The sequence below is a fragment of the Paucibacter hankyongi genome (genome assembly GCF_037482915.1).
Classification (GTDB): Bacteria; Pseudomonadota; Gammaproteobacteria; order Burkholderiales; family Burkholderiaceae_C; genus Paucibacter_A; species Paucibacter_A hankyongi.
The window spans coordinates 324,445-343,828 of the sequence record NZ_JBBHJX010000004.1; the positions used below are offsets into that span (position 1 = coordinate 324,445).

The following is a 19,384-nucleotide window of genomic DNA, read 5'->3' on the forward strand; positions in this document are numbered from 1 at the left end:
TGGGAAAGGATTTCAGTCTTCAACTTGCAAAATAGCCAGGAACGCTTCCTGAGGCACTTCGACCGAGCCGATCTGCTTCATGCGCTTCTTACCGGCCTTTTGCTTCTCAAGCAGCTTGCGCTTACGCGAGACGTCACCGCCATAACATTTTGCCAGCACGTTCTTGCGCATCGCCTTGATGTTCTCGCGCGCAATGATGTTGGAGCCAATGGCGGCCTGAATTACCACGTCATACATCTGGCGCGGGATGTGCTCGCGCATCTTGGCGGCCACACCGCGGCCGCGGAACTGGCTTTGCAGGCGGTGCACGATGATGGACAAGGCATCGACCCGGTCGCCGTTGATCAAGATGTCCACCTTGACCACATCGGAGGCGCGGTACTCCTTGAACTCATAGTCCATCGACGCGTAACCGCGCGAGACGCTCTTGAGCTTGTCAAAGAAGTCCAGCACGATCTCGGCCAACGGCATCTCATAGGTCAGCATGACCTGACGGCCGTGGTAGGCCATATTCATTTGATTGCCGCGCTTCTGATTGGCCAGCGTCATCACTGGGCCGACGTAGTCTTGCGGCATATAGAGATGCACGGTCACGATGGGCTCGCGGATCTCCTGGATCTGCCCCAACTCCGGCATCTTGGACGGGTTCTCGACCTCGATCACATCGCCGTTCGACAACACCACCTCATAGACCACGCTCGGCGCGGTGGTGATCAGGTCTTGGTCGAACTCACGCTCCAAGCGTTCTTGCACGATTTCCATGTGCAAGAGGCCCAAGAAGCCGCAACGGAAACCAAAGCCCAGCGCTTGAGACACCTCGGGCTCGTAACGCAAGGAAGAGTCGTTCAGCTTGAGCTTTTCCAGCGCGTCGCGCAGCTGGTCGTACTCGCTCGCTTCGGTCGGGTACAGACCGGCAAACACCTGCGGCTGAATTTCCTTGAAGCCTGGCAAGGCCGCTTCTGCGGGGCCGAGGTTGTTGGGCAACTTCTTGTCGACTGTGATGGTGTCACCCACCTTGGCCGCTTGCAGTTCCTTGATGCCGGCGATGATGAAGCCCACCTCACCCGCATTGAGCTGATCGCGGCTTTCCGACTTCGGCGAAAACACGCCGAGATTGTCAGCGGGGTAGACGGCGTTGGAGGCCATCATGCGGATGCGGTCACCCTTCTTCAGCGTGCCGTCGACCACGCGCACCAGCATCACCACGCCCACATAGGCGTCGTACCAGGAGTCAATGATCATGGCGCGCAGCGGTGCGTCGACCAAACCCTTGGGCGGCGGCATGCGGGCGATCACGGCTTCGATGATTTCATCGATGCCCATGCCGGTCTTGGCGCTACAAGGAATCGCATCGGTCGCATCGATGCCGATGACGTCTTCGATTTCTTCCTTGGCGTTCTCAGGATCTGCATTGGGCAAATCCATCTTATTCAACACCGGCACGACTTCAACGCCGAGGTCCAGCGCGGTGTAGCAGTTGGCCACGGTCTGCGCTTCAACGCCTTGGCTGGCATCAACCACCAACAACGCGCCCTCACAGGCCGACAGCGAACGGCTGACTTCATAAGAGAAGTCCACGTGGCCCGGTGTGTCGATCAGGTTCAGGTTGTAGACCTTGCCGTCTTTGGCCTTGTATTGCAGCGCAGCGGTTTGCGCTTTGATGGTGATGCCGCGCTCACGCTCGATGTCCATCGAGTCCAGCACCTGTGCCTCCATCTCGCGATCGGACAGGCCGCCGCAACGTTGAATGATGCGATCCGCCAGCGTGCTTTTGCCGTGGTCGATGTGGGCGATGATGGAGAAATTGCGGATGTGATTCATGCTGTTCTTAAGTGCGCTGTGCCAGATGACACAACGGCATTGCCGTTGCAGCGCAAGCTCAAATCGCGGAGCGATATGAAGGCGCGGAGCGCCGTGCTGAAGCTAAAAAAAAGGCACGTCGAAACGGTGACGCGCCTTCCAACAAAACGTATGGCAACTGCATGTTGGGCGTTCATTGTAGCCAAAAGGCAAGAACCGGAAGCCGCACCGGGACTGGAATCCCTAACGTTGCGGCTCGCCAACATCAAAATTATCCACACCTTATCCACACAATTCAATGAACAACTTGTGGATGAATTAGGCCAAACCAAACAACCTGGGTTTTGCTGCCTCCAGACCCCGCAAACCAAGGCTACAAGGCCGAGATTCTATCCGAGCAAGCCAACAATCGCGCCTTGGCCTCAAAGTTTGTCCACAGCAAATCTTGCCTCAAGGTACCAAACGGCACAAAGTTGACGGTCAATACCGGCTCAAGTCGCCCGGCGATCCATCCACCATATGAAAAGACCCCCCAGCTCAGTCAGCTAAACCGGGAGGCCTCCCTCAACAAGGTCGGCGCCAAAAGCCCTATTTAGCAGCAGGCTTCAACAAGACGAAGCTCACCACCTCATCGCGACGCACCATCAGATTGATGGTCTTGGCCTTCTCCAGCTTGCTCATCACAGCCTGGAATTGCTTGACGCTGGTGACCTCGTTGTTGTCCACCGCCAGAATCAGGTCCCCCTCGCGCAAGCCCGCGCGTGCGGCGACTCCGCTGGCGGCATCCACTCGCACGCCCGAGCGCAACTTCAGTTCGCGCTTTTGAGGCTCAGGGATCTCGGACACCTGCAGACCCAGAGCAGCCGCACCTCCGGCCGGTTTGCCTTCCGAAGAATCGCCCCCTGCGCGTCGCGCCGAGCCGTCATCGGGCATTTCGGCGATCGCAATGTTCAGGTCCTTGTAGGCACCGCGGCGGAACACCTGCACCACCGCCTTGCTGCCCGGCTTCAGGGCCGCCACAACGCGGCGCAGATCGCTGGCCTTGTCGATCACCTTGCCGTCGAACTTGGTGATCACGTCTCCGCCCTCGATGCCCGCCTTGTCGGCAGCCCCTCCGGCCGTCACGCTGCGAATCAAGGCGCCGGTCGGCTTGCCCAAGCCGATCGCTTCGGCCACATCTTTACTCAGATCATCTGGAGCGACGCCAATGAAGCCTCGAACCACACGACCATTGCCGCGCAATTGATCGGAAACACGAATCGCCTCATCGATCGGGATCGCAAACGAGATCCCCATGAAGCCACCCGACTGACTGTAGATCTGGGAATTGATCCCGACCACTTCGCCGCGCATATTCAACAAAGGACCGCCAGAGTTACCGGGGTTGATGGCCACGTCGGTTTGAATAAAGGGCAGGAAGTCGCCGGTGTCCCGTGCCTTGGCGCTGACGATGCCGGCCGTCACCGTGTTGTCGAAGCCGAATGGCGAGCCGATCGCCATCACCCACTCACCCACCTTGAGGCGACTCACCTCGCCAATCTTCACCGCCGGCAAAGCATTGGCCTCGATCTTCAGCACGGCCACATCAGTGCGACGGTCCGAGCCGATCAACTTGGCCTTGAACTCGCGCTTGTCCGTCAAAGTGACCCAGACATCATCAGCGCCTTGCACCACGTGGGCATTGGTCATCACATAACCATCGGCGCTCAGAATAAAGCCGGAGCCGACACCTCGACGCTGAGGCTGGTCATCCTCGGCGCCGTTATTGCCATTGCCGCCGCGCGGCGCACCACGCCGTTGATTCGGCAGCGGGATACCAAAGCGACGCAGAAATTCCTGCATCTGCTCATCCATTTCGGGCGAACCATTGGCCCCGGCGCGCACTCGCTCAGAAGTGCGGATATTCACCACCGCTGGGCCAACCCGCTCGACCAATTCGGTGAAGTCAGGTAATTCACGCGCCTGCGCATGACCGACGTCGGGCACGAAACTCAAGCTCAAGGACAGCACAGCGGCCGACAGAATGGCGCGCGAAAACCGCGCAGCAACAGGAAGAGAGACAGACTTAGATGACATGGTTTGACTCAGGGTGCTCACAAAAAAGTTCGGCGAGTACGCATCGATCACACATCGATCGCAAGGACTTATCGAGTTTGGGGCACTGCGCCAAGTTTCAAGTCAAGGCATAGGCGCAGGCTCCGAGAACGATGATGGCAGCCGCTGCGCAGCATAGCGAAAGTCATGATCAGCACGCACCAACCCGAGGCACCCATGCCTGCATTACAGGCTCAACGGTCGCCGCCATTCGCGCCATCTCCGCGATCAGGCCGCGCCATATACAGGCACGCACGCAAGGCCGGCCATTGGGGTTGCCCGGCCGGTGTAAAAGGCAAGTAGACAGGGCGTACCAGCGCGCCGTGACGCCACGATTGGGCTCGCAGCAGCAAGCAATATCCAAGATCAAACAAGACAAGCACGGTGACCGCTTCGTCTTCAGAAGCCTTGTTGGCCAAGGACAAGAGCCACGTCTGTCCATCCCATCGCAATCGTCGCGGAACGACGCGAGATAGCCGCCAAGCCACGGCGGCCGCAAGCGGGACGAACAGCAACACAGGCCAGAGCCAGAAGCCCGTAGGCGGATGCGCCATCACGGCGATCAAGGCGGCTAAGGCGGCCAGCCCCACGAGCAGCGCAACAAGCCCCTGCAGCACAGGCTGGGGGCGAGTTTCTATTTGGAACGCTGGGGCAGTACGCCGCGAGTTGGCCATGACAAGGGCCATCAGACAGCGGGCGAACAATTCGCCCGCCCGGGCACTTAGACCTTCTTGAAGATCAAGGTGCCGTTGGTGCCGCCGAAACCAAAGTTGTTCTTGGCGGCGTACTCGATCTTCATCTCACGTGCTTGGTTGGCGCAATAGTCGAGATCGCAGGCCGGATCTTGATTGAAGATATTGATGGTCGGCGGGGCCACTTGATTGTGCACGGCGAGCACCGTGAACACCGACTCAATGCCGCCGGCACCGCCGAGCAAATGCCCGGTCATCGACTTGGTCGAACTGATGACCAAGTTCTTGGCCACATCTTCACCAAAGGCCAATTTAATGGCGTTGGTCTCATTCAAATCACCCAATGGCGTCGAGGTGCCGTGGGCGTTCATGTATTGGATCTGGTCCGGATTGAGACCGGCGCTACGCAGCGCGGCTCGCATCGAACGCTTGGGGCCGTCCACACTGGGAGCGGTCATGTGGTACGCATCGGCACCCATGCCAAAGCCAGCCAGTTCGGCGTAAATCTTGGCACCGCGCTTCTTGGCATGCTCGTACTCTTCGAGCACCAACACACCACCGCCCTCACCCAGCACAAAACCATCACGGTCTTTGTCCCAGGGTCGGGATGCGGTCTTGGGATCGTCGTTGCGCGTCGACAAGGCGCGCGCCGAGGCAAAGCCTCCGACGCCCAAGGGAGAGACGGTCGCTTCCGCGCCGCCTGCAACCATCACATCGGCATCACCGTCCGCAATCAAGCGGCCAGCAAGGCCAATCGCGTGCAAACCGGTTGTGCAAGCCGTCACCACCGCCAAGTTGGGGCCTTGAAAGCCGTACTTGATGGACACATGACCCGAGATCATGTTGATGATCGAGGCCGGCACGAAAAACGGCGACACACGACGTGGGCCACGCGCCATCAGCTCGCCGTGGGTCTCTTCGATCATTGGCAAGCCGCCGATCCCCGAACCCACGAGCACGCCAATGCGCTCGGCTTCTTCTTCCGACAACTGATCCCCGGTCGGCAGACCCGCATCTTGCACCGCTTGAATGGACGCCGCCATGCCGTAATGGATGAAGGTGTCCATGGACCGCGCTTCCTTGGCAGGAATGTAGTCCGTGACATTGAAGCCTTTCACCTCGCCTGCGATTTGGCAGGAGAAGGCAGAGGCATCAAAGCGAGTGATGCGGTCAATACCGGACTGACCGGCCAGGATGTTGCTCCAGGCCTCGGCCACTGTGTTGCCCACAGGGCTGATCAGACCTAGTCCAGTAATGACGACGCGACGACGGCTCATGCGATTAGGGGTTCAGTTATGGTTTACCTGACAGCTGTGACGCTGACTCAGGCCTTTTGGTGCTTGACGGCGTAGTCAATCGCCAGCTGAACGCTGGTGATCTTCTCGGCTTCTTCATCGGGGATTTCGATGCCGAACTCGTCTTCGAGTGCCATCACCAATTCCACGGTGTCGAGGGAATCTGCGCCCAGATCAGCCACGAAGGCCTTTTCATTGGTCACATCAGCTTCAGGCACGCCGAGTTGCTCGGCGATGATTTTCTTGACACGTGCTTCGATATCGCTCATGACTCCTCCAGGAGGGGTTTGCTAGGAACAGCCCGGGATTCTAAGGCCTCTAGAGTGACTCGCCTAAATTAGGGCTTAATAAGTCACCACATGGAACCTTCACCGGCCGGGCAAATCCGGTGGATGAGAGCAGATTGCTCCCATCACAATTCAAATCAGTTCATGTACATGCCACCGTTGACATGCAGTTCGGTGCCGCTAATGTAGGCGGCCTTCGGCGAGGCCAGGAAGGCCACGGCATCGGCAATTTCCCGGGGTTCACCCAGGCGGCCGACCGGAATTTGCGCCAACAAGGCGGCCTTTTGAGCCTCGGGCAAAACCTCGGTCATGTCGGTGGCAATGAAACCGGGTGCCACGCAATTGACCGTTATGCCGCGGCTGCCCAGTTCGCGCGCCAAGGCGCGCGTCATGCCGGCCACACCCGCTTTGGCGGCGGCGTAATTCGCTTGACCCGGATTGCCTGAAGCACCCACGACCGAAGTGATGTTGATGATGCGGCCATAGCGCTGCTTCATCATGCCGCGCATGACGGCACGGCACATGCGGAAGACGGCTTTGAGATTGGTGTCCAGCACGGCATCCCAGTCTTCGTCCTTCATACGCATGGCCAAGGTGTCCCGCGTAATTCCGGCGTTATTCACCAAAACATGCAGGCCACCATGCGCCTTGTTGATCGATTCAACGGCAGCCTCGACGGCCGCCGCATCATTGACATCCAAGACCATGCCGCGGCCCCCCAGAGGGGCCAGGGCTTCGCTGATGGCAGCGGCGCCGCCTTCGCTGGTGGCGGTACCGACCACGACGAAGCCTTGCTCGGCCAAGGTCAGCGCAATCGAACGCCCAATACCGCGGCTAGCGCCGGTGACGAGGGCGACTTGGCCCGTGGAGGTGACTTCCTTGCTCATATGCTTTGCTTCTTTTTCAACCCAACAAGGCTCGGGCATCCGACAGGCTGGAAGGATCCAACACCGTGGTGCCAATGATTTCGGAATCAATACGCTTGGACATGCCGGCCAAAACCTTGCCGGGGCCGCATTCGATGATGTGGGTGAGGCCTCGCGCCTTCAAAGCCTGGATGACTTCAACCCAACGCACCGGGCCAAAGGCTTGGCGATACAAGGCATCACGCAGACCCTCAGCGTCGGACACTGCCGCCACATCGATGTTATTGATCACCGGGAAGTTCAGCGGCGCAAACTGGGTCGCCGCCAATTTGGTCTTCAAGGCCTCGGCAGCTGGCTTCATCAAGCTCGAATGGAAAGGGGCGGAAACGGGCAGCAGCAGTGCGCGCTTGGCGCCTGCCCCCTTCAACATCTCGCAAGCCTTGTCGACACCGGCCTTGCTGCCTGCGATCACGGTCTGCTTGGGATCGTTGAAGTTAACGGCCTCCACCGGCTCGCCGGCAGCTGCAGCCGCAGCTACACAACCGTCACGCACCGCCTGCGAATCAAGCCCCAGAATGGCCGCCATTGCACCCACACCGACAGGCACCGCCTCTTGCATAGCTTGGGCTCGGAAACGCACCAGCGGCAAAGCGTCTGCCAGGCTCAAGGCACCCGCCGCGACCAAGGCGCTGTACTCACCCAAAGAATGACCGGCGGCGGCAGCCGGCACCAGTCCGGTTTCCGCGATCCAGGCACGATAGCAAGCAATGCCGGCCGTCAACATCACCGGCTGGGTGTTGGTGGTCAGATCCAACTGCTCTTTCGGGCCGGACTTGATCAAGGCCGCAATGTCCTCGCCCAAGGCATCGGATGCCTCCGCCAAGGTACGCAACACCTCAGGATGATCACCCCAGGCATCCAACATACCGACGGCCTGCGAGCCCTGGCCCGGAAACACAAAAGCAAAATTTGCACTCATCGATTCAATGTCTCATCGAAACGGGCCGAGCAAGCGTCGGCCCTCGGGTTTCAGAAGTCCAGCAGCACCGCGCCCCAGGTGAAGCCACCGCCCACACCCTCCAGCATCACGGTATCGCCCGGTTTGACTTTGCCAGCGCGCACAGCGGTATCCAGCGCCAAAGGAATCGAGGCGGCCGAAGTATTGCCATGCTCATCAACGGTGACGATCAGCCGATCCATCGGCAGCTTCATCTTCTTGGCCGTGCTGTGCATGATGCGAATATTGGCTTGATGCGGAATCAGCCAATCAACATCGGACTCCTGTCGCCCTGCCTTCTCCAGCACCGAGCGCGCCACTTTCTCCAGCACGCTCACCGCCATCTTGAAGACCGCTTGGCCATCCATCTTCAGCAGCGGGTCACCCAAGACCTTGCCACCGGACACGGTACCAGGCACGCACAAAATGCCCGAATGGCGTCCATCGGCATGCAGTTCGGTGGCCAAAATTCCGGGCGTGTCGCTGGCGCCCAGCACAACGGCGCCCGCGCCGTCTCCAAACAGCACACAGGTGGTGCGGTCCTTGAAATCCAGAATGCGTGAAAAAACTTCGGCGCCTACAACCAGCGCCTTACTGGCCGCGCCGGTGCGGATCATGGCGTCAGCCACGGTCAGTGCGTAAACAAAGCCGGAGCACACCGCCTGCACATCAAACGCTGCGCCACCAAAAGCGCCGAGCTTTTGCTGCAGCAAACAAGCGGTGGAAGGAAAGACCACATCGGGGGTTGAGGTGGCGACGATGATCAGGTCGATCTGCTCGGCGGTGACGCCGGCGGCCGCCAGGGCAGACTGGGCAGCAGGCAAGGCCAGATCGCTGGAGGTCACCCCTTCTTCAGCAAAATGCCGCGCGCGAATGCCAGTCCGTTCGACGATCCATTCATCCGAGGTTTCCACCCCATCCTTGGCCAACTGAGCCGCCAACTCAGCATTGCTGAGTCGCTTCGGAGGGAGGTAACTGCCGGTACCGAGAATGCGAGAGTAGCGAGGCAGCGCGGAGCCGTCAGTCTGGGAGCTTGATGTCATGCAGCGTGAACGACCGGGGTCGCCTTGTCTCCTGAACCACCCTGCTCTAGTCCGGCTGCCTGCGTGAGGGCAGACTTAGACTGCAGCGTGGCAATGATTCGATCATGAACCCGGTCTAGCAACCGGTTGCGGGCGGCATCATACGCCCGGTTCAAAGCAGTTTCGAAAGCCAACTGATCGGCCGAGCCATGGCTCTTGAAGACCAAACCGCGCAATCCCAACAGGGCCGCGCCATTGAATCGGCGGTGATCAACCCGGCCCTTGAATCGCTTCAACACCGGCATTGCCATCACTGCCGCTGCCTTCGTCAGCCAATTGCGGCCAAATTCTTCGCGAATGATGGTGATGATCATTGTGGCCAGCCCCTCGGCCGTCTTCAATGCAACGTTACCCACAAAGCCATCACAGACCACCAGGTCGACCGTGCCTTTGAAAATATCATTGCCTTCGACGTTACCGACGAAGTTCAATTGACCATCGGCCGCAGCCTGACGCAGCAACTCGCCGGCACGCTTGATCGTTTCGCTGCCCTTGATGACCTCTTCACCGATGTTCAGGAGGCCAACACGAGGCTCGGGCTCACCATCCACGGCGGACACCAAAGCACTGCCCATCAGCGCAAATTGCAGCAGATGCTCGGCCGTGCAATCCACATTCGCGCCCAGATCGAGCATCGTGGTGAAACCACCCTTTTGATTCGGCATTACCGAGGCAATGGCTGGGCGATCGATACCGTCCAGCGTCTTTAACAAATAGCGCGACACCGCCATCAGCGCACCGGTATTGCCGGCGGAGACGCAAGCGTCTGCGGCAGGTGCAGCGCCATCCACCGACTTCAGCTGATTGATGGCAACGCGCATCGAAGAGTCCTTCTTACGACGCAGAGCCACCTCCACCGGGTCGTCCATCTGGACCACCTCGCTGGCCGGCACGATGCGGCAGCGCGGCCAGGTAGCCGCTTCGGCTAGCGCATCCGGCAAACCGACCAGCAGCACCTCGGCCCGCGGGTGCCGCTCCAAAAAGGCCCGGACAGCCGGCAAGGTAACCGATGGCCCATGATCGCCGCCCATGCAGTCAATCGCCAAGCGCACCACTTCAAGCGGCGGCAGGTCGACAGCATCAGCCGAGGCAAGCGTGCCGTTAACAGGAATTGACATCAATGCAAACCAAAAATGGGATCGACAGCGGCTTGATTCGCACGCGAATCAAGCAAGCCAGGACCGCCAGCCAAACAACACCACAAACGCGCCACTAGAACACAAAAACCCGGCTCTGCAACAAGGTACAGGCCGGGAATTTGTGAGCCGTGGCGGATCAAAGCAGCGCGCCACCCAAGGGCGGCGCAGAAGCTGAAATCTATCAGGAAGCGTCAGCCTTGGTCTTCAGGACCTTGCGGCCGCGGTAGAAGCCAGTGGGGCTGATGTGGTGACGCAGGTGAATTTCACCCGTTGTCGGCTCGATCGCGGTGCCCGGTGTAACCAGGGCATTGTGCGAACGGTGCATGCCACGCTTGGAAGGGGACTTTTTGTTTTGCTGAACGGCCATGAAATTCTCCTAAGGCTCCGGTGATTGAGGGGCTTTGCGGCCAGTGCCGTCTCGAGCGAATCGAGTGACAGACACCTACCGCATTTGCGGCCCTTACACCCCGGGCGCCGCGATTGCTATTTATTCAAGCGTCACGAGCTTCATGCGCACCATGCGCCAGCTGCCTGCTTACCCGAGTGACCCTTAAGACTTAGCCTAGAGCCCACCCAGTCTTGCGACATGCCACTTTGATTCTCGAACCGGGGAAAGCCCGAGATTGTAGCACGCAAGCTCAAAACTCCCAAATCACATCCACCGCGCGCCTACTGCTTAGGCCCCTGCTGCTTTTTCAAGGCCGCCAAAGCAGCAAAAGGATGAGGCCGCTCATCCGCCGGAGCCCCCTCTTGCAAGGCCGGATCCACAGGAGCAACCAAGGGCTGCGGGCAAACGTCATGGCGAGGCACCAACGGCAAGGACAAGAGCAACTCATCCTCCAACACCTCGATGACATCGAGGCTACGACTCAAGACCAGCAAGTCCTCTTCGCTTTCAGCATCAATACTCAGCGCTTCAGCCTCATCCTTGACGAAGCGATAGGCATGCGACAACTGAATCGGCACATCCACAGGCTGCAGGCAACGCTGACAAGTCAGTCGCACCAGGGCAGACGCCTCCAAATGCAACCAAGTCTGCGCCTCGGCCCCGCGCGCCTCGCGCCTTTCACCCTGGATGCGCCAACTCACCGCTGGCCATTGATTCGCTGGCGCCTCAGGAGCCGCCGCATCGGCGACACGCGCCAACTTGACCGCCGCGATCTCGCCACTCAACTCGGCCGCGTCACGCGCAAAGGCGGCGACATCGAGCTTGTCCGGGAAATATTGATGTTCTTTCATGGGCTCAAGTGTAGAGGCGCAGGCAATGCCAACACCACTCCACCCTGCAGCGCGGCAATGCGAAAATCCCCACATGCACAACACCCATTCCCCTCGCCCATTGATTCTGGGCTCGACTTCACGCTATCGACGCGAACTGCTTGAACGCCTGCGACTGCCCTTTGAGGTCTGCGCCCCGAACGTCGATGAGACCCCTCTTGCGCAGGAAGCGCCTGCAGAAGTGGCGCGTCGCTTGGCCCTGGCCAAAGCACAAGCTATTGCGAAGCAGCACCCACAAGCCATCGTGATTGGCTCAGATCAAGTAGCCGACCTGAACGGCACATCACTGGGCAAGCCCGGCAACCATGAGCGGGCCGTCTTGCAACTGCAAGCCATGAGCGGACAAACCGTGGTGTTCCATACGGCACTGGCAGTGGTGTGCGCAGAGAGCGGTTTTGTCGCAGAAGATACCGCCGTGATCCGCACCCGCTTTCGAACCCTGTCTGCCGCCGAAATAGAAAGTTATTTGCTGGCCGAGCAGCCCTATGACTGTGCCGGCAGCGCCAAGTCCGAAGGGCTCGGCATCAGTCTGCTGGAGGCGATTGAATCCGACGACCCCACCGCCCTGATCGGCCTGCCCTTGATTCGCACCTGCGAAATGCTCCGCCGCGCCGGCCTCGACCCCTTGCAGCGCACTCAGCAAGGAGCAATGGCATGAAAAAAGGTCGTCTCTACTTGATCCCCAACAGCCTGGATTTTGGCGTTGAAGGTGCGGCCGTCGACCTCCAGCAGGTGCTGCCGCTGCATGTCCTTCAGACCGCCGCCCGCCTCAACTACTGGGCTGCCGAGAATGCCAAGACCACGCGCTCATTCCTGAAGCGAGTCGATGCGATCGCCCCCTTGAGCCAACCCCTGCAAAGCCTGCAGATCTCCGAACTCCCTCGCCCACCCAAGGGCCGCGCCCACCTGGACGCTGCCGGGCAAAATCAGGCATGGCAAAAGCTGCTCGAACCCGCACACGCTGGGCATGACATCGGATTGATCTCGGAGGCCGGCCTGCCCGCCGTGGCCGACCCAGGCGCGCTGCTGGTGGCCGCGGCCCATGACGCAGACATTGAAGTCATACCGCTGAGCGGCCCCAGCGCCCTGTTGATGGCCTTGTCCGCCAGCGGACTGAACGGGCAAAGCTTTGCATTCGTCGGCTACCTGCCGGTGGATGCGCCCGCCCGCACAGCGCGCATCCGGGAACTGGAAGCCCTGTCCGCACGCCAGCAACAGACACAACTGGTGATTGAAACGCCCTACCGCAACTCGGCCCTGCTGCACGCGCTACTGAGCAGCCTCAAGCCGCAGACACGCTTGTCGATCAGCTGCGGCCTGAGCCTGGAGCAAGGTTGGACTCGAAGCGCCAGCGTCGAACAATGGCGCAGCTCTGGCGAATCGATGCAGGACAAGGTGCCGGCCGTGTTCGCTTTTCTAGGCTGATTGACCACCAAGCCCACCCCTCCCAGGGTGGACTCAGGACTCCAAGGAGGAGGCCGGGACCTTGGCGCCAAACAAGGCTGCCACCTTGCGCTTGGGCTTGATATTGCTGGACACCCCGCGCGGCGCGGCGGCGGCATTGCCGGTCGCACCCTTGTCCCAGGCTGGCAGTTCTGCACTGGCGCTGGCTTCGTAGGGTTTGTCGAAAAACGCATCACGAGCGGGTGCCCGATAACTAGGCCGTGGCGCCGCAACCGCCTCAGCACGCCCGACCGGTGGCTCAGCGCGTTCCGAATGACTTGAGCGATCTTCCCATTCGCGCCGCGGGGCACGCTCAGGTCGAGCGCGCCGCGCATCCTCCAATTCGAAGGCGTCCAATTCAATGGTCCGCTTGGTGAGCTTCTCAAGGTCGGCAATCAGCCGCGCATCGGAACGCGTCACCAGCGTTACCGCAATACCGGAAGCACCAGCACGTCCCGTCCGCCCAATGCGATGGACATAGTCCTCCGCATTGAAGGGCACATCAAAATTGAACACCGCTGGCAAATCGGCGATGTCCAGACCACGAGCAGCCACATCGGTCGCCACCAGCAGGTCCACTTCGCCGCGCTTGAAGGCCTCCAGCGACTTCAGTCGCTCGTCCTGCGACTTGTCGCCATGCAGAGCAGCCGTGCGCAAGCCATCACGCTCAAAGGATCGAGCCAGACGCGCCGCGCCTAACTTGGAATTCACAAACACAATCGCCTGGGTGATAGCCCGCTGGCGCAAGATCTGAGTCACCACCGCCCGCTTGTCATCGTCGGTCACGCTGTAAAACAGTTGCTCCACGTTGGCGGCGGTCGCATTCGGACGAGCCACTTCAACCAATAGCGGGTCTTGCAGATAGCTTTGAGCCAGGCGCTTGATCTCGGGCGAGAACGTGGCCGAGAACAGCAAGGTCTGGCGTTGCTTGGGCAGATAGCTCAAGATGCGCTGCAGGTCCGGCAAGAAGCCGATGTCAAGCATGCGATCGGCCTCATCCAGCACCACATACTCCACCTGATTCAAGACGCAATTCTTGGCTTCAATGTGATCGAGCAGGCGACCAGGCGTTGCAATCAAGACCTCAACGCCACCCTTCAGCACCAGGGTTTGCGGCTTCATGTCGATGCCACCGAAAACCACGGTCACCCGCAGATTCGTATGCTTGGCATAAGCCTTGATGTTGTTTGCCACTTGGTCAGCCAACTCGCGCGTTGGCGCCAAGACCAGCGCACGCACCGGATGCCGCGCCGGCGAGGCGCTGGCGTTCTCATGCTTGAGCATGCGCTGCAGCAGCGGAATGGAAAACGCAGCCGTTTTGCCCGTCCCGGTCTGGGCGGCACCCATCACATCGCGCCCGTCCAAAACGATAGGAATCGCTTTGGCTTGAATAGGCGTCATGGTGGCGTAGCCGGAGTCGGCTACCGCCCGCAACAGCTTGGCGTCAAGAGGCAGTGTGTCAAAGCGTGCGGGGGCTGCTTCAGGCGCGGCGGGCGTGGTTTGGGTGTCGGTCATCCCCCGATTATCCGCCATCCCCGCCATTTACTTGGGATTACCCGAACTGCGGACCTTATCGATCTCCGCAACACGGCTGACCAACTCGCGCTTGGCATGCATCCAGCGCGGCGTACGGAAACGCACGATGCGCCAGTACAAGCCCACATAAACCAGACCAAAGAGCACCATGCACAGAGCCATCATCGGGGTCGAGTCCCAGAAAAGCAGAGCGGGCGCCAGCGAGAAGATACACAGCATCCAAAGATAGGGTGCGGTCATTGAGTTGCGGCGGGTCATCGCACGTGCATCGCGGGCACCGACGGTCCAGCGCATCAGGCGGCGGTAGATCAGGGAGTGCAAATGAATGCCATCAGGCAGTCCTGGCGGCGTAGCGCGGATGAAGCGCCGGCGATAAATTGAGAACAGCGTCTCAAACACAGGATAGCTGCACACCATCAGCGCAAACAGCGGAGACACCTCGGGGTGCCGAGCGATCAACAGAATGCCGATCTCTGCGACCATAAAACCCAAGAAATAAGCTCCGCCATCGCCGAGAAAGATCATGCCCGCCGGAAAGTTCCAAACAAAGAAGCCAAGAACGGCACCAACGCCTGCCAAGGCCCAAAGCGTCAACTCGACGTCGCCAACTTGGTGGGCAACATAGGCAAAAGCCAGCAGCATCAGGCAGACACACATCGAAGACAGGCCATTGAACCCGTCAATGATGTTGACTGCGTTGGCCACGCCGGCAACCACGAGGGCCGTCGCAAACAAGGCCCCAGCCGAAGTAGAGACCAAAAAATCTAGGCCCGGAATACCGGTATTGGTGATTCGCGCATTGATCAACCAAAACGCCAACACGGCAGAAACCGCGGTCGCCAACAAACGCTTGCCAGGTGAAACCTTTTTGGTGAAGTCCTCAACCAAACCCGTCGCAAAGGCAGGCAGACCGCATAGCAAAAGCATCAAACCCAAATGCGCATGGTCCGAGCCTCGCCACCACACCAAGCCCGCAGTACACAACAGGCCGGCATACATGCCAACCCCACCGATGCGAGGCACCACTTTGGAATGAAACTTTTGTGGGCCACTCAAGTCGCCATCGGCCGACAAATGCCCGTGAATACTGGCGGAATGCACCACCCAAAGCGTGACAACGGCAGCCACCAGAAAAGAAGCAATGAAATACAGCATGGCGGCAGTGTAGCGAGGGTCTCGAACCACACCTTGGGCATCGGGCGACCAAAAGACCCATCAAAGCCCCGCTAGAATGCTTCCCAGCCTGCACGGGGACATGGCCTCACACGCGATGAGCGCTTATGTCCATAGAGAGAATTACGAACACACGACCGAGGAATGTCAGTGGTCTGCAAACAACAAAAACTCGCAATGGCCGATGATTTGCAATCGAGCCGCCAAGTCAAACTCAACAAGCATCTGACCGCCGGGCGCTTGTCTACAGCACTGGCTCAGTCACTGTTGCTGCTGATGACCTACCCAATCATTCCTGCGGTTGCGGCCGACAGCCAAGACGGCAGCAAGACCGAAACTATCGGAGCCATTCGCCTTCAACAAACCACGCCTCGAGCGGCGTCCGACGGTTTAATGGACGAGTCAACACCTCGTTCTGAAGAAAATGCATCTCGCTTGGGGACCCAGTCGACGGCGTACTCGCCAAGCGAGTTCGAGCGCTACGCGCAGCGCGCGGCAGGAGCCAACGGCGAATCCATTCGCCGATTCGGTTCGGAGTTAATGAGCGCCGGCCATCTGCGCCAAGAAGCCAGCACCCAAATCCCGCAGGATTATCTTATCAACGTTGGTGACGAAATCTTGGTCACCCTTTGGGGCTCAGTTGATGCAGACCTGCGACTCACGGTAGACCGCAGCGGGCGCATCACCATTCCGCGCGTTGGCCCAGTGTTGTTGGCCGGTATACGCTACGCCGATCTCAATGCAGCGATTGAGCAACGCGTTAACCAAGTCTTCCGCAACTACAAACTCAGCGCATCGCTGGGCAAACTGCGCAGCATTCGCGTTTACATCACTGGCTTTACCCAACGCCCGGGCGCCTACACGGTCAGCAGCCTCGCGACCTTGGTCAACGCACTGATGCAGGCCGGCGGCCCTTCTTCTGCCGGCAGCTTCCGCCAGATCGAGTTGCGCCGCAATGGCAAAACCATCAGCAACTTCGACTTTTACGAGTTGCTGATCAAAGGCGACAAAACCGCCGACCGCGCACTGCAAGCCGAGGACGTTATCCATATTGGCGCCGTCGGCCCGCAGGTCGCCCTCATCGGCAGCGTCAACAAGCCCGCCATTTTTGAGCTCCAACCACAAGACACACTGGAAGACGTACTCGCCATGGCGGGCGGCTTCACTGCAGTTGCCGACCGCAGCCGCTTCACCGTCGAACACCTGGATGCCCGCACCGACGCACGCATCACCGAATTGAGCCTGCCGCTGCAAGCCAAGCTAAAGCCCCGCGACGGCGACCTTTTGCGCGCCTTCAGTGCCGTTGACGCCTCATTGCCACAACACAAACAAAGCAAGCGAGTCAAGATCGAAGGTGAAGTCCAACGCCCAGGAGAATTCATCCTCCCGGCCAACAGCAGCCTGACTGACGCCATCCGCGCCGCCGGCGGCTTGACGCCCGATGCCTATGTTTTCGGCACCGAGTTCAGCCGCGAAAGCACTCGCCTGTCTCAGCAAGAAAACTACGAACGCGCGCTGCGCGATATGGAGACCGAGTTCGCTCGCAGCAACGCTTCTCAACGCACCGCCAATGCCGAAGAAGCTTCCGCACAAGCAGCCAAAGCACAAGGCTCCAACCAGCTGATTCAGCGCCTGCGCGCAGTCAAACCCACAGGCCGGATTGTTTTGCAGCTGAACCCCTCCGCCAAAACGCTACCCGAACTGGCCGTGGAGGACGGCGATCGCCTTCTGATCCCCGCAACGCCAAGAACCATCGGTGTCTTTGGCAGCGTGTTCAACGGCGGCAGCTATCTGTACAGCGATGGAAACTCGGTCAACGACTTCTTGAAGCTCGCCGGCGGCCCCACCCGAGGAGCTGACACCAACAGCATTTTCGTTCTACGCGCCAATGGCAGCGTAGTCAGCGCCCGTCAGAAATCAGGCTGGTTGCTTGCCGGTGGCACGCTTGATGGCGTGACTGCAATTCCGGGCGACACCGTAATCGTACCGGAAGAGATGAATAAGACAACCTTTATACAAGAAGCTAAAGATTGGGCTCAAATCATCTATCAATTTAGCCTGGGCGCAGCCGCAATTAAGACTTTGAAAAATTGAAAAATCGATTGACGCAAAAATCCAATCAAAAATGAGCACACCAATCGAACACCCGCTCGAAGACAGCAAACTCAGCTCGAGTGCTGCAGTTATAGTATTGGCGGAAAAATGGAAGTTACTACTCGCGGCATCCCTTGCCGCAGGCGCTTTTGGCTACGGCGGCAGCTTTCTAATCAAGCCAACTTTTACCGCAAAGGCTACATTCATTAGCCCACAGCAGCAGCAAAATTCAGCATCAGCGGCACTGGCTTCGCTGGGCGCACTATCCGGGCTAGCCGGAGCTGCCGCTGGCATCAAAAGTCCAGCTGACCAGTATGTCTCACTAATGCAAAGCGCCAACATATCCAATCGAATTATCGAAAAATTTAATTTGATTGAAGTTTACGGCGTGAAATACAAAGTCGACGCACGCAAACAACTTGCCTCCCAGGTCCAGATTAGCGCCGGCAAGAAGGACAACATAATTTCAATCGAAGTAGACGACAACGACCCAAGCCGAGCAGCAGACATCACAAATTCCTATATCGAAGAATTAAGGAAGCTAACAAACTCCCTATCCTTAACTGAAGCCCAAATTCGTAGAAAGTTCTTTGAGGCAAGTCTTAAAGAAACAAGAGCAGCGCTAAAAACCTCTTTAGTAAACCTTCAACAAACTGGATTCAACCCCGGCGCACTAAAAAACGAACCCAAAGCAGCCGCAGAAGCTTACGCCAAGTCAAAAGCAGAGCTAACCGCTTCGGAGGTCAAACTAAACGCCCTACGCTCTCGTTTTACGGAACAATCCACGGAAGTACAACAACAATTGGCCGTAAACAGTCAACTCAAGTCGGTATTAAACAGCTTTGAGTTTCCGGCATTGGCGCAATCGAATCAAGACTACATCAGTGCATATCGAGACTATCGATATCAAGAGGCACTACTTGAAATATACTCAAGGCAATTCGAAATTGCCAAAATGGATGAAGCTCGCGAAGGCACCATCATACAAGTGCTCGACATTGCCACGATACCCGAAAAAAGAAGCAAGCCGAGACGATCTATCATTACCGCAATTGCATTTATGCTTGGAAGCATTGTGAGTTCAATTTTCATCATAAAAACAAACATCCTTACTCGGCAACGCCGTAAGCTTGCTCCGTAAGCTCCCCTGTCAAGAAGACAGTTGATTTCTAGAGTTTGCGGCGGTTGTGATGATCAATCTGGGCATGAACTGCTTGAGGGGTACGCCCCCAAGTGCGTCATGTGGTCGGTACTCGTTGTATTGGGTCAGCCAATCGTCGGTGATGGCTTGGACTTGTTCGATGGAACTGAACATGTAGGCGTCGAGCACATTCCGTTCGGAATGTCCGGTTGAACCGTTCGATGTACGCGTTCTGGTTCGGCTCGCCAGGCTCGATGTAGTTCAAGGCAATACCTTTGCGCTGGGCCCATTCGACGAAGTCATGGCTGCTCATCTCGGGGCCGTTGTCCATGCGAATCGACTGCGGCGTACCTTACCAATCCACCAGACGGTCCATCGTTCGAATCAACATCGAAGCCGGCAGTGATTGGGCCACCTGGATCGCCAGGGCCTCGCGATTGGCTTCGTCGATGACGTTGAGGGTTCGG

At 58.7% G+C, this 19,384-nt stretch carries 18 protein-coding genes; 4 read left to right on the forward strand and 14 right to left on the reverse strand.

Annotation, left to right across the window (positions count from 1 at the left end; genetic code table 11):
* Nucleotides 1–12: 12 nt before the first annotated feature.
* From lepA to WG899_RS09620, 10 genes are all read right to left on the reverse strand, one after another.
* The gene (lepA, locus tag WG899_RS09575) at nt 13–1,821 is read right to left on the reverse strand and encodes a translation elongation factor 4 (protein ID WP_339595404.1); all 1,809 of its coding nucleotides are present in this window, start codon (nt 1,819–1,821) and stop codon (nt 13–15) included.
* A gap of 567 nt (nt 1,822–2,388) precedes the next feature.
* Entirely contained in the window at nt 2,389–3,876 is a 1,488-nt protein-coding gene (locus WG899_RS09580) for a DegQ family serine endoprotease (RefSeq protein ID WP_339595405.1), read from the reverse strand.
* Nucleotides 3,877–4,615: 739 nt separating this feature from the next.
* Entirely contained in the window at nt 4,616–5,863 is a 1,248-nt protein-coding gene (gene fabF / locus WG899_RS09585) for a beta-ketoacyl-ACP synthase II (protein WP_339595406.1), read from the reverse strand.
* Nucleotides 5,864–5,910: 47 nt separating this feature from the next.
* Entirely contained in the window at nt 5,911–6,150 is a 240-nt protein-coding gene (gene acpP / locus WG899_RS09590; protein WP_263537748.1) for an acyl carrier protein, read from the reverse strand.
* A gap of 155 nt (nt 6,151–6,305) precedes the next feature.
* Nucleotides 6,306–7,055, reverse strand: a complete 750-nt coding sequence (gene fabG / locus WG899_RS09595; protein WP_339595407.1) for a 3-oxoacyl-ACP reductase FabG — start codon at nt 7,053–7,055, stop codon at nt 6,306–6,308.
* Nucleotides 7,056–7,071: 16 nt separating this feature from the next.
* Nucleotides 7,072–8,013, reverse strand: a complete 942-nt coding sequence (gene fabD, locus WG899_RS09600; protein WP_339595408.1) for an ACP S-malonyltransferase — start codon at nt 8,011–8,013, stop codon at nt 7,072–7,074.
* A 50-nt stretch (nt 8,014–8,063) separates the two neighbouring features.
* Entirely contained in the window at nt 8,064–9,041 is a 978-nt protein-coding gene (locus WG899_RS09605) for a beta-ketoacyl-ACP synthase III (protein ID WP_339595425.1), read from the reverse strand.
* A 29-nt stretch (nt 9,042–9,070) separates the two neighbouring features.
* Complete coding sequence (gene plsX / locus WG899_RS09610) at nt 9,071–10,168, reverse strand: phosphate acyltransferase PlsX (protein WP_339595426.1); 1,098 nt, start codon at nt 10,166–10,168, stop codon at nt 9,071–9,073.
* A gap of 265 nt (nt 10,169–10,433) precedes the next feature.
* Nucleotides 10,434–10,619, reverse strand: coding sequence for a 50S ribosomal protein L32 (gene rpmF / locus WG899_RS09615; RefSeq protein ID WP_339595409.1), 186 nt, complete (start codon nt 10,617–10,619; stop codon nt 10,434–10,436).
* A gap of 302 nt (nt 10,620–10,921) precedes the next feature.
* Entirely contained in the window at nt 10,922–11,491 is a 570-nt protein-coding gene (locus WG899_RS09620) for a YceD family protein (RefSeq protein WP_339595410.1), read from the reverse strand.
* Nucleotides 11,492–11,564: 73 nt separating this feature from the next.
* Here WG899_RS09620 and WG899_RS09625 point away from each other — a divergent pair, with 73 nt between their 5' ends.
* The gene (locus WG899_RS09625; RefSeq protein WP_339595411.1) at nt 11,565–12,188 is read left to right on the forward strand and encodes a Maf family nucleotide pyrophosphatase; all 624 of its coding nucleotides are present in this window, start codon (nt 11,565–11,567) and stop codon (nt 12,186–12,188) included.
* A complete protein-coding gene (locus tag WG899_RS09630; protein WP_339595412.1) occupies nt 12,185–12,955 on the forward strand; it encodes an SAM-dependent methyltransferase in 771 nt (256 codons plus the stop codon). The genes WG899_RS09625 and WG899_RS09630 overlap by 4 nt, the downstream gene beginning before the upstream one ends.
* A 33-nt stretch (nt 12,956–12,988) precedes the next feature.
* Here WG899_RS09630 and WG899_RS09635 read toward each other — a convergent pair whose 3' ends face one another.
* Both WG899_RS09635 and WG899_RS09640 read right to left on the reverse strand, forming a co-directional pair.
* On the reverse strand, nt 12,989–14,488 hold the full coding sequence (locus WG899_RS09635) for a DEAD/DEAH box helicase (RefSeq protein WP_339595413.1): 1,500 nt from the start codon (nt 14,486–14,488) through the stop codon (nt 12,989–12,991).
* A gap of 27 nt (nt 14,489–14,515) precedes the next feature.
* The gene (locus WG899_RS09640; protein ID WP_339595414.1) at nt 14,516–15,664 is read right to left on the reverse strand and encodes an MraY family glycosyltransferase; all 1,149 of its coding nucleotides are present in this window, start codon (nt 15,662–15,664) and stop codon (nt 14,516–14,518) included.
* A gap of 195 nt (nt 15,665–15,859) precedes the next feature.
* Between WG899_RS09640 and WG899_RS09645 the strand changes: the two genes are divergently transcribed.
* Together WG899_RS09645 and WG899_RS09650 are read left to right on the forward strand one after the other, a co-directional pair.
* The gene (locus WG899_RS09645; protein WP_339595415.1) at nt 15,860–17,776 is read left to right on the forward strand and encodes an SLBB domain-containing protein; all 1,917 of its coding nucleotides are present in this window, start codon (nt 15,860–15,862) and stop codon (nt 17,774–17,776) included.
* Between the two features lie 31 nt (nt 17,777–17,807).
* Nucleotides 17,808–18,917 carry a Wzz/FepE/Etk N-terminal domain-containing protein gene (locus tag WG899_RS09650; protein ID WP_339595416.1) on the forward strand — a complete coding sequence of 370 codons (1,110 nt, stop codon included), beginning with the start codon at nt 17,808–17,810 and terminating at the stop codon, nt 18,915–18,917.
* Between the two features lie 9 nt (nt 18,918–18,926).
* Here the strand turns inward: WG899_RS09650 and WG899_RS22340 are convergent, their stop codons facing one another.
* Both WG899_RS22340 and WG899_RS22345 read right to left on the reverse strand, forming a co-directional pair.
* On the reverse strand, nt 18,927–19,091 hold the full coding sequence (locus tag WG899_RS22340) for an integrase core domain-containing protein (protein WP_444718832.1): 165 nt from the start codon (nt 19,089–19,091) through the stop codon (nt 18,927–18,929).
* Complete coding sequence (locus WG899_RS22345) at nt 19,015–19,248, reverse strand: integrase core domain-containing protein (protein WP_444718833.1); 234 nt, start codon at nt 19,246–19,248, stop codon at nt 19,015–19,017. Before WG899_RS22345 ends, WG899_RS22340 begins: the two co-directional genes overlap by 77 nt.
* Nucleotides 19,249–19,384 lie beyond the last annotated feature (136 nt).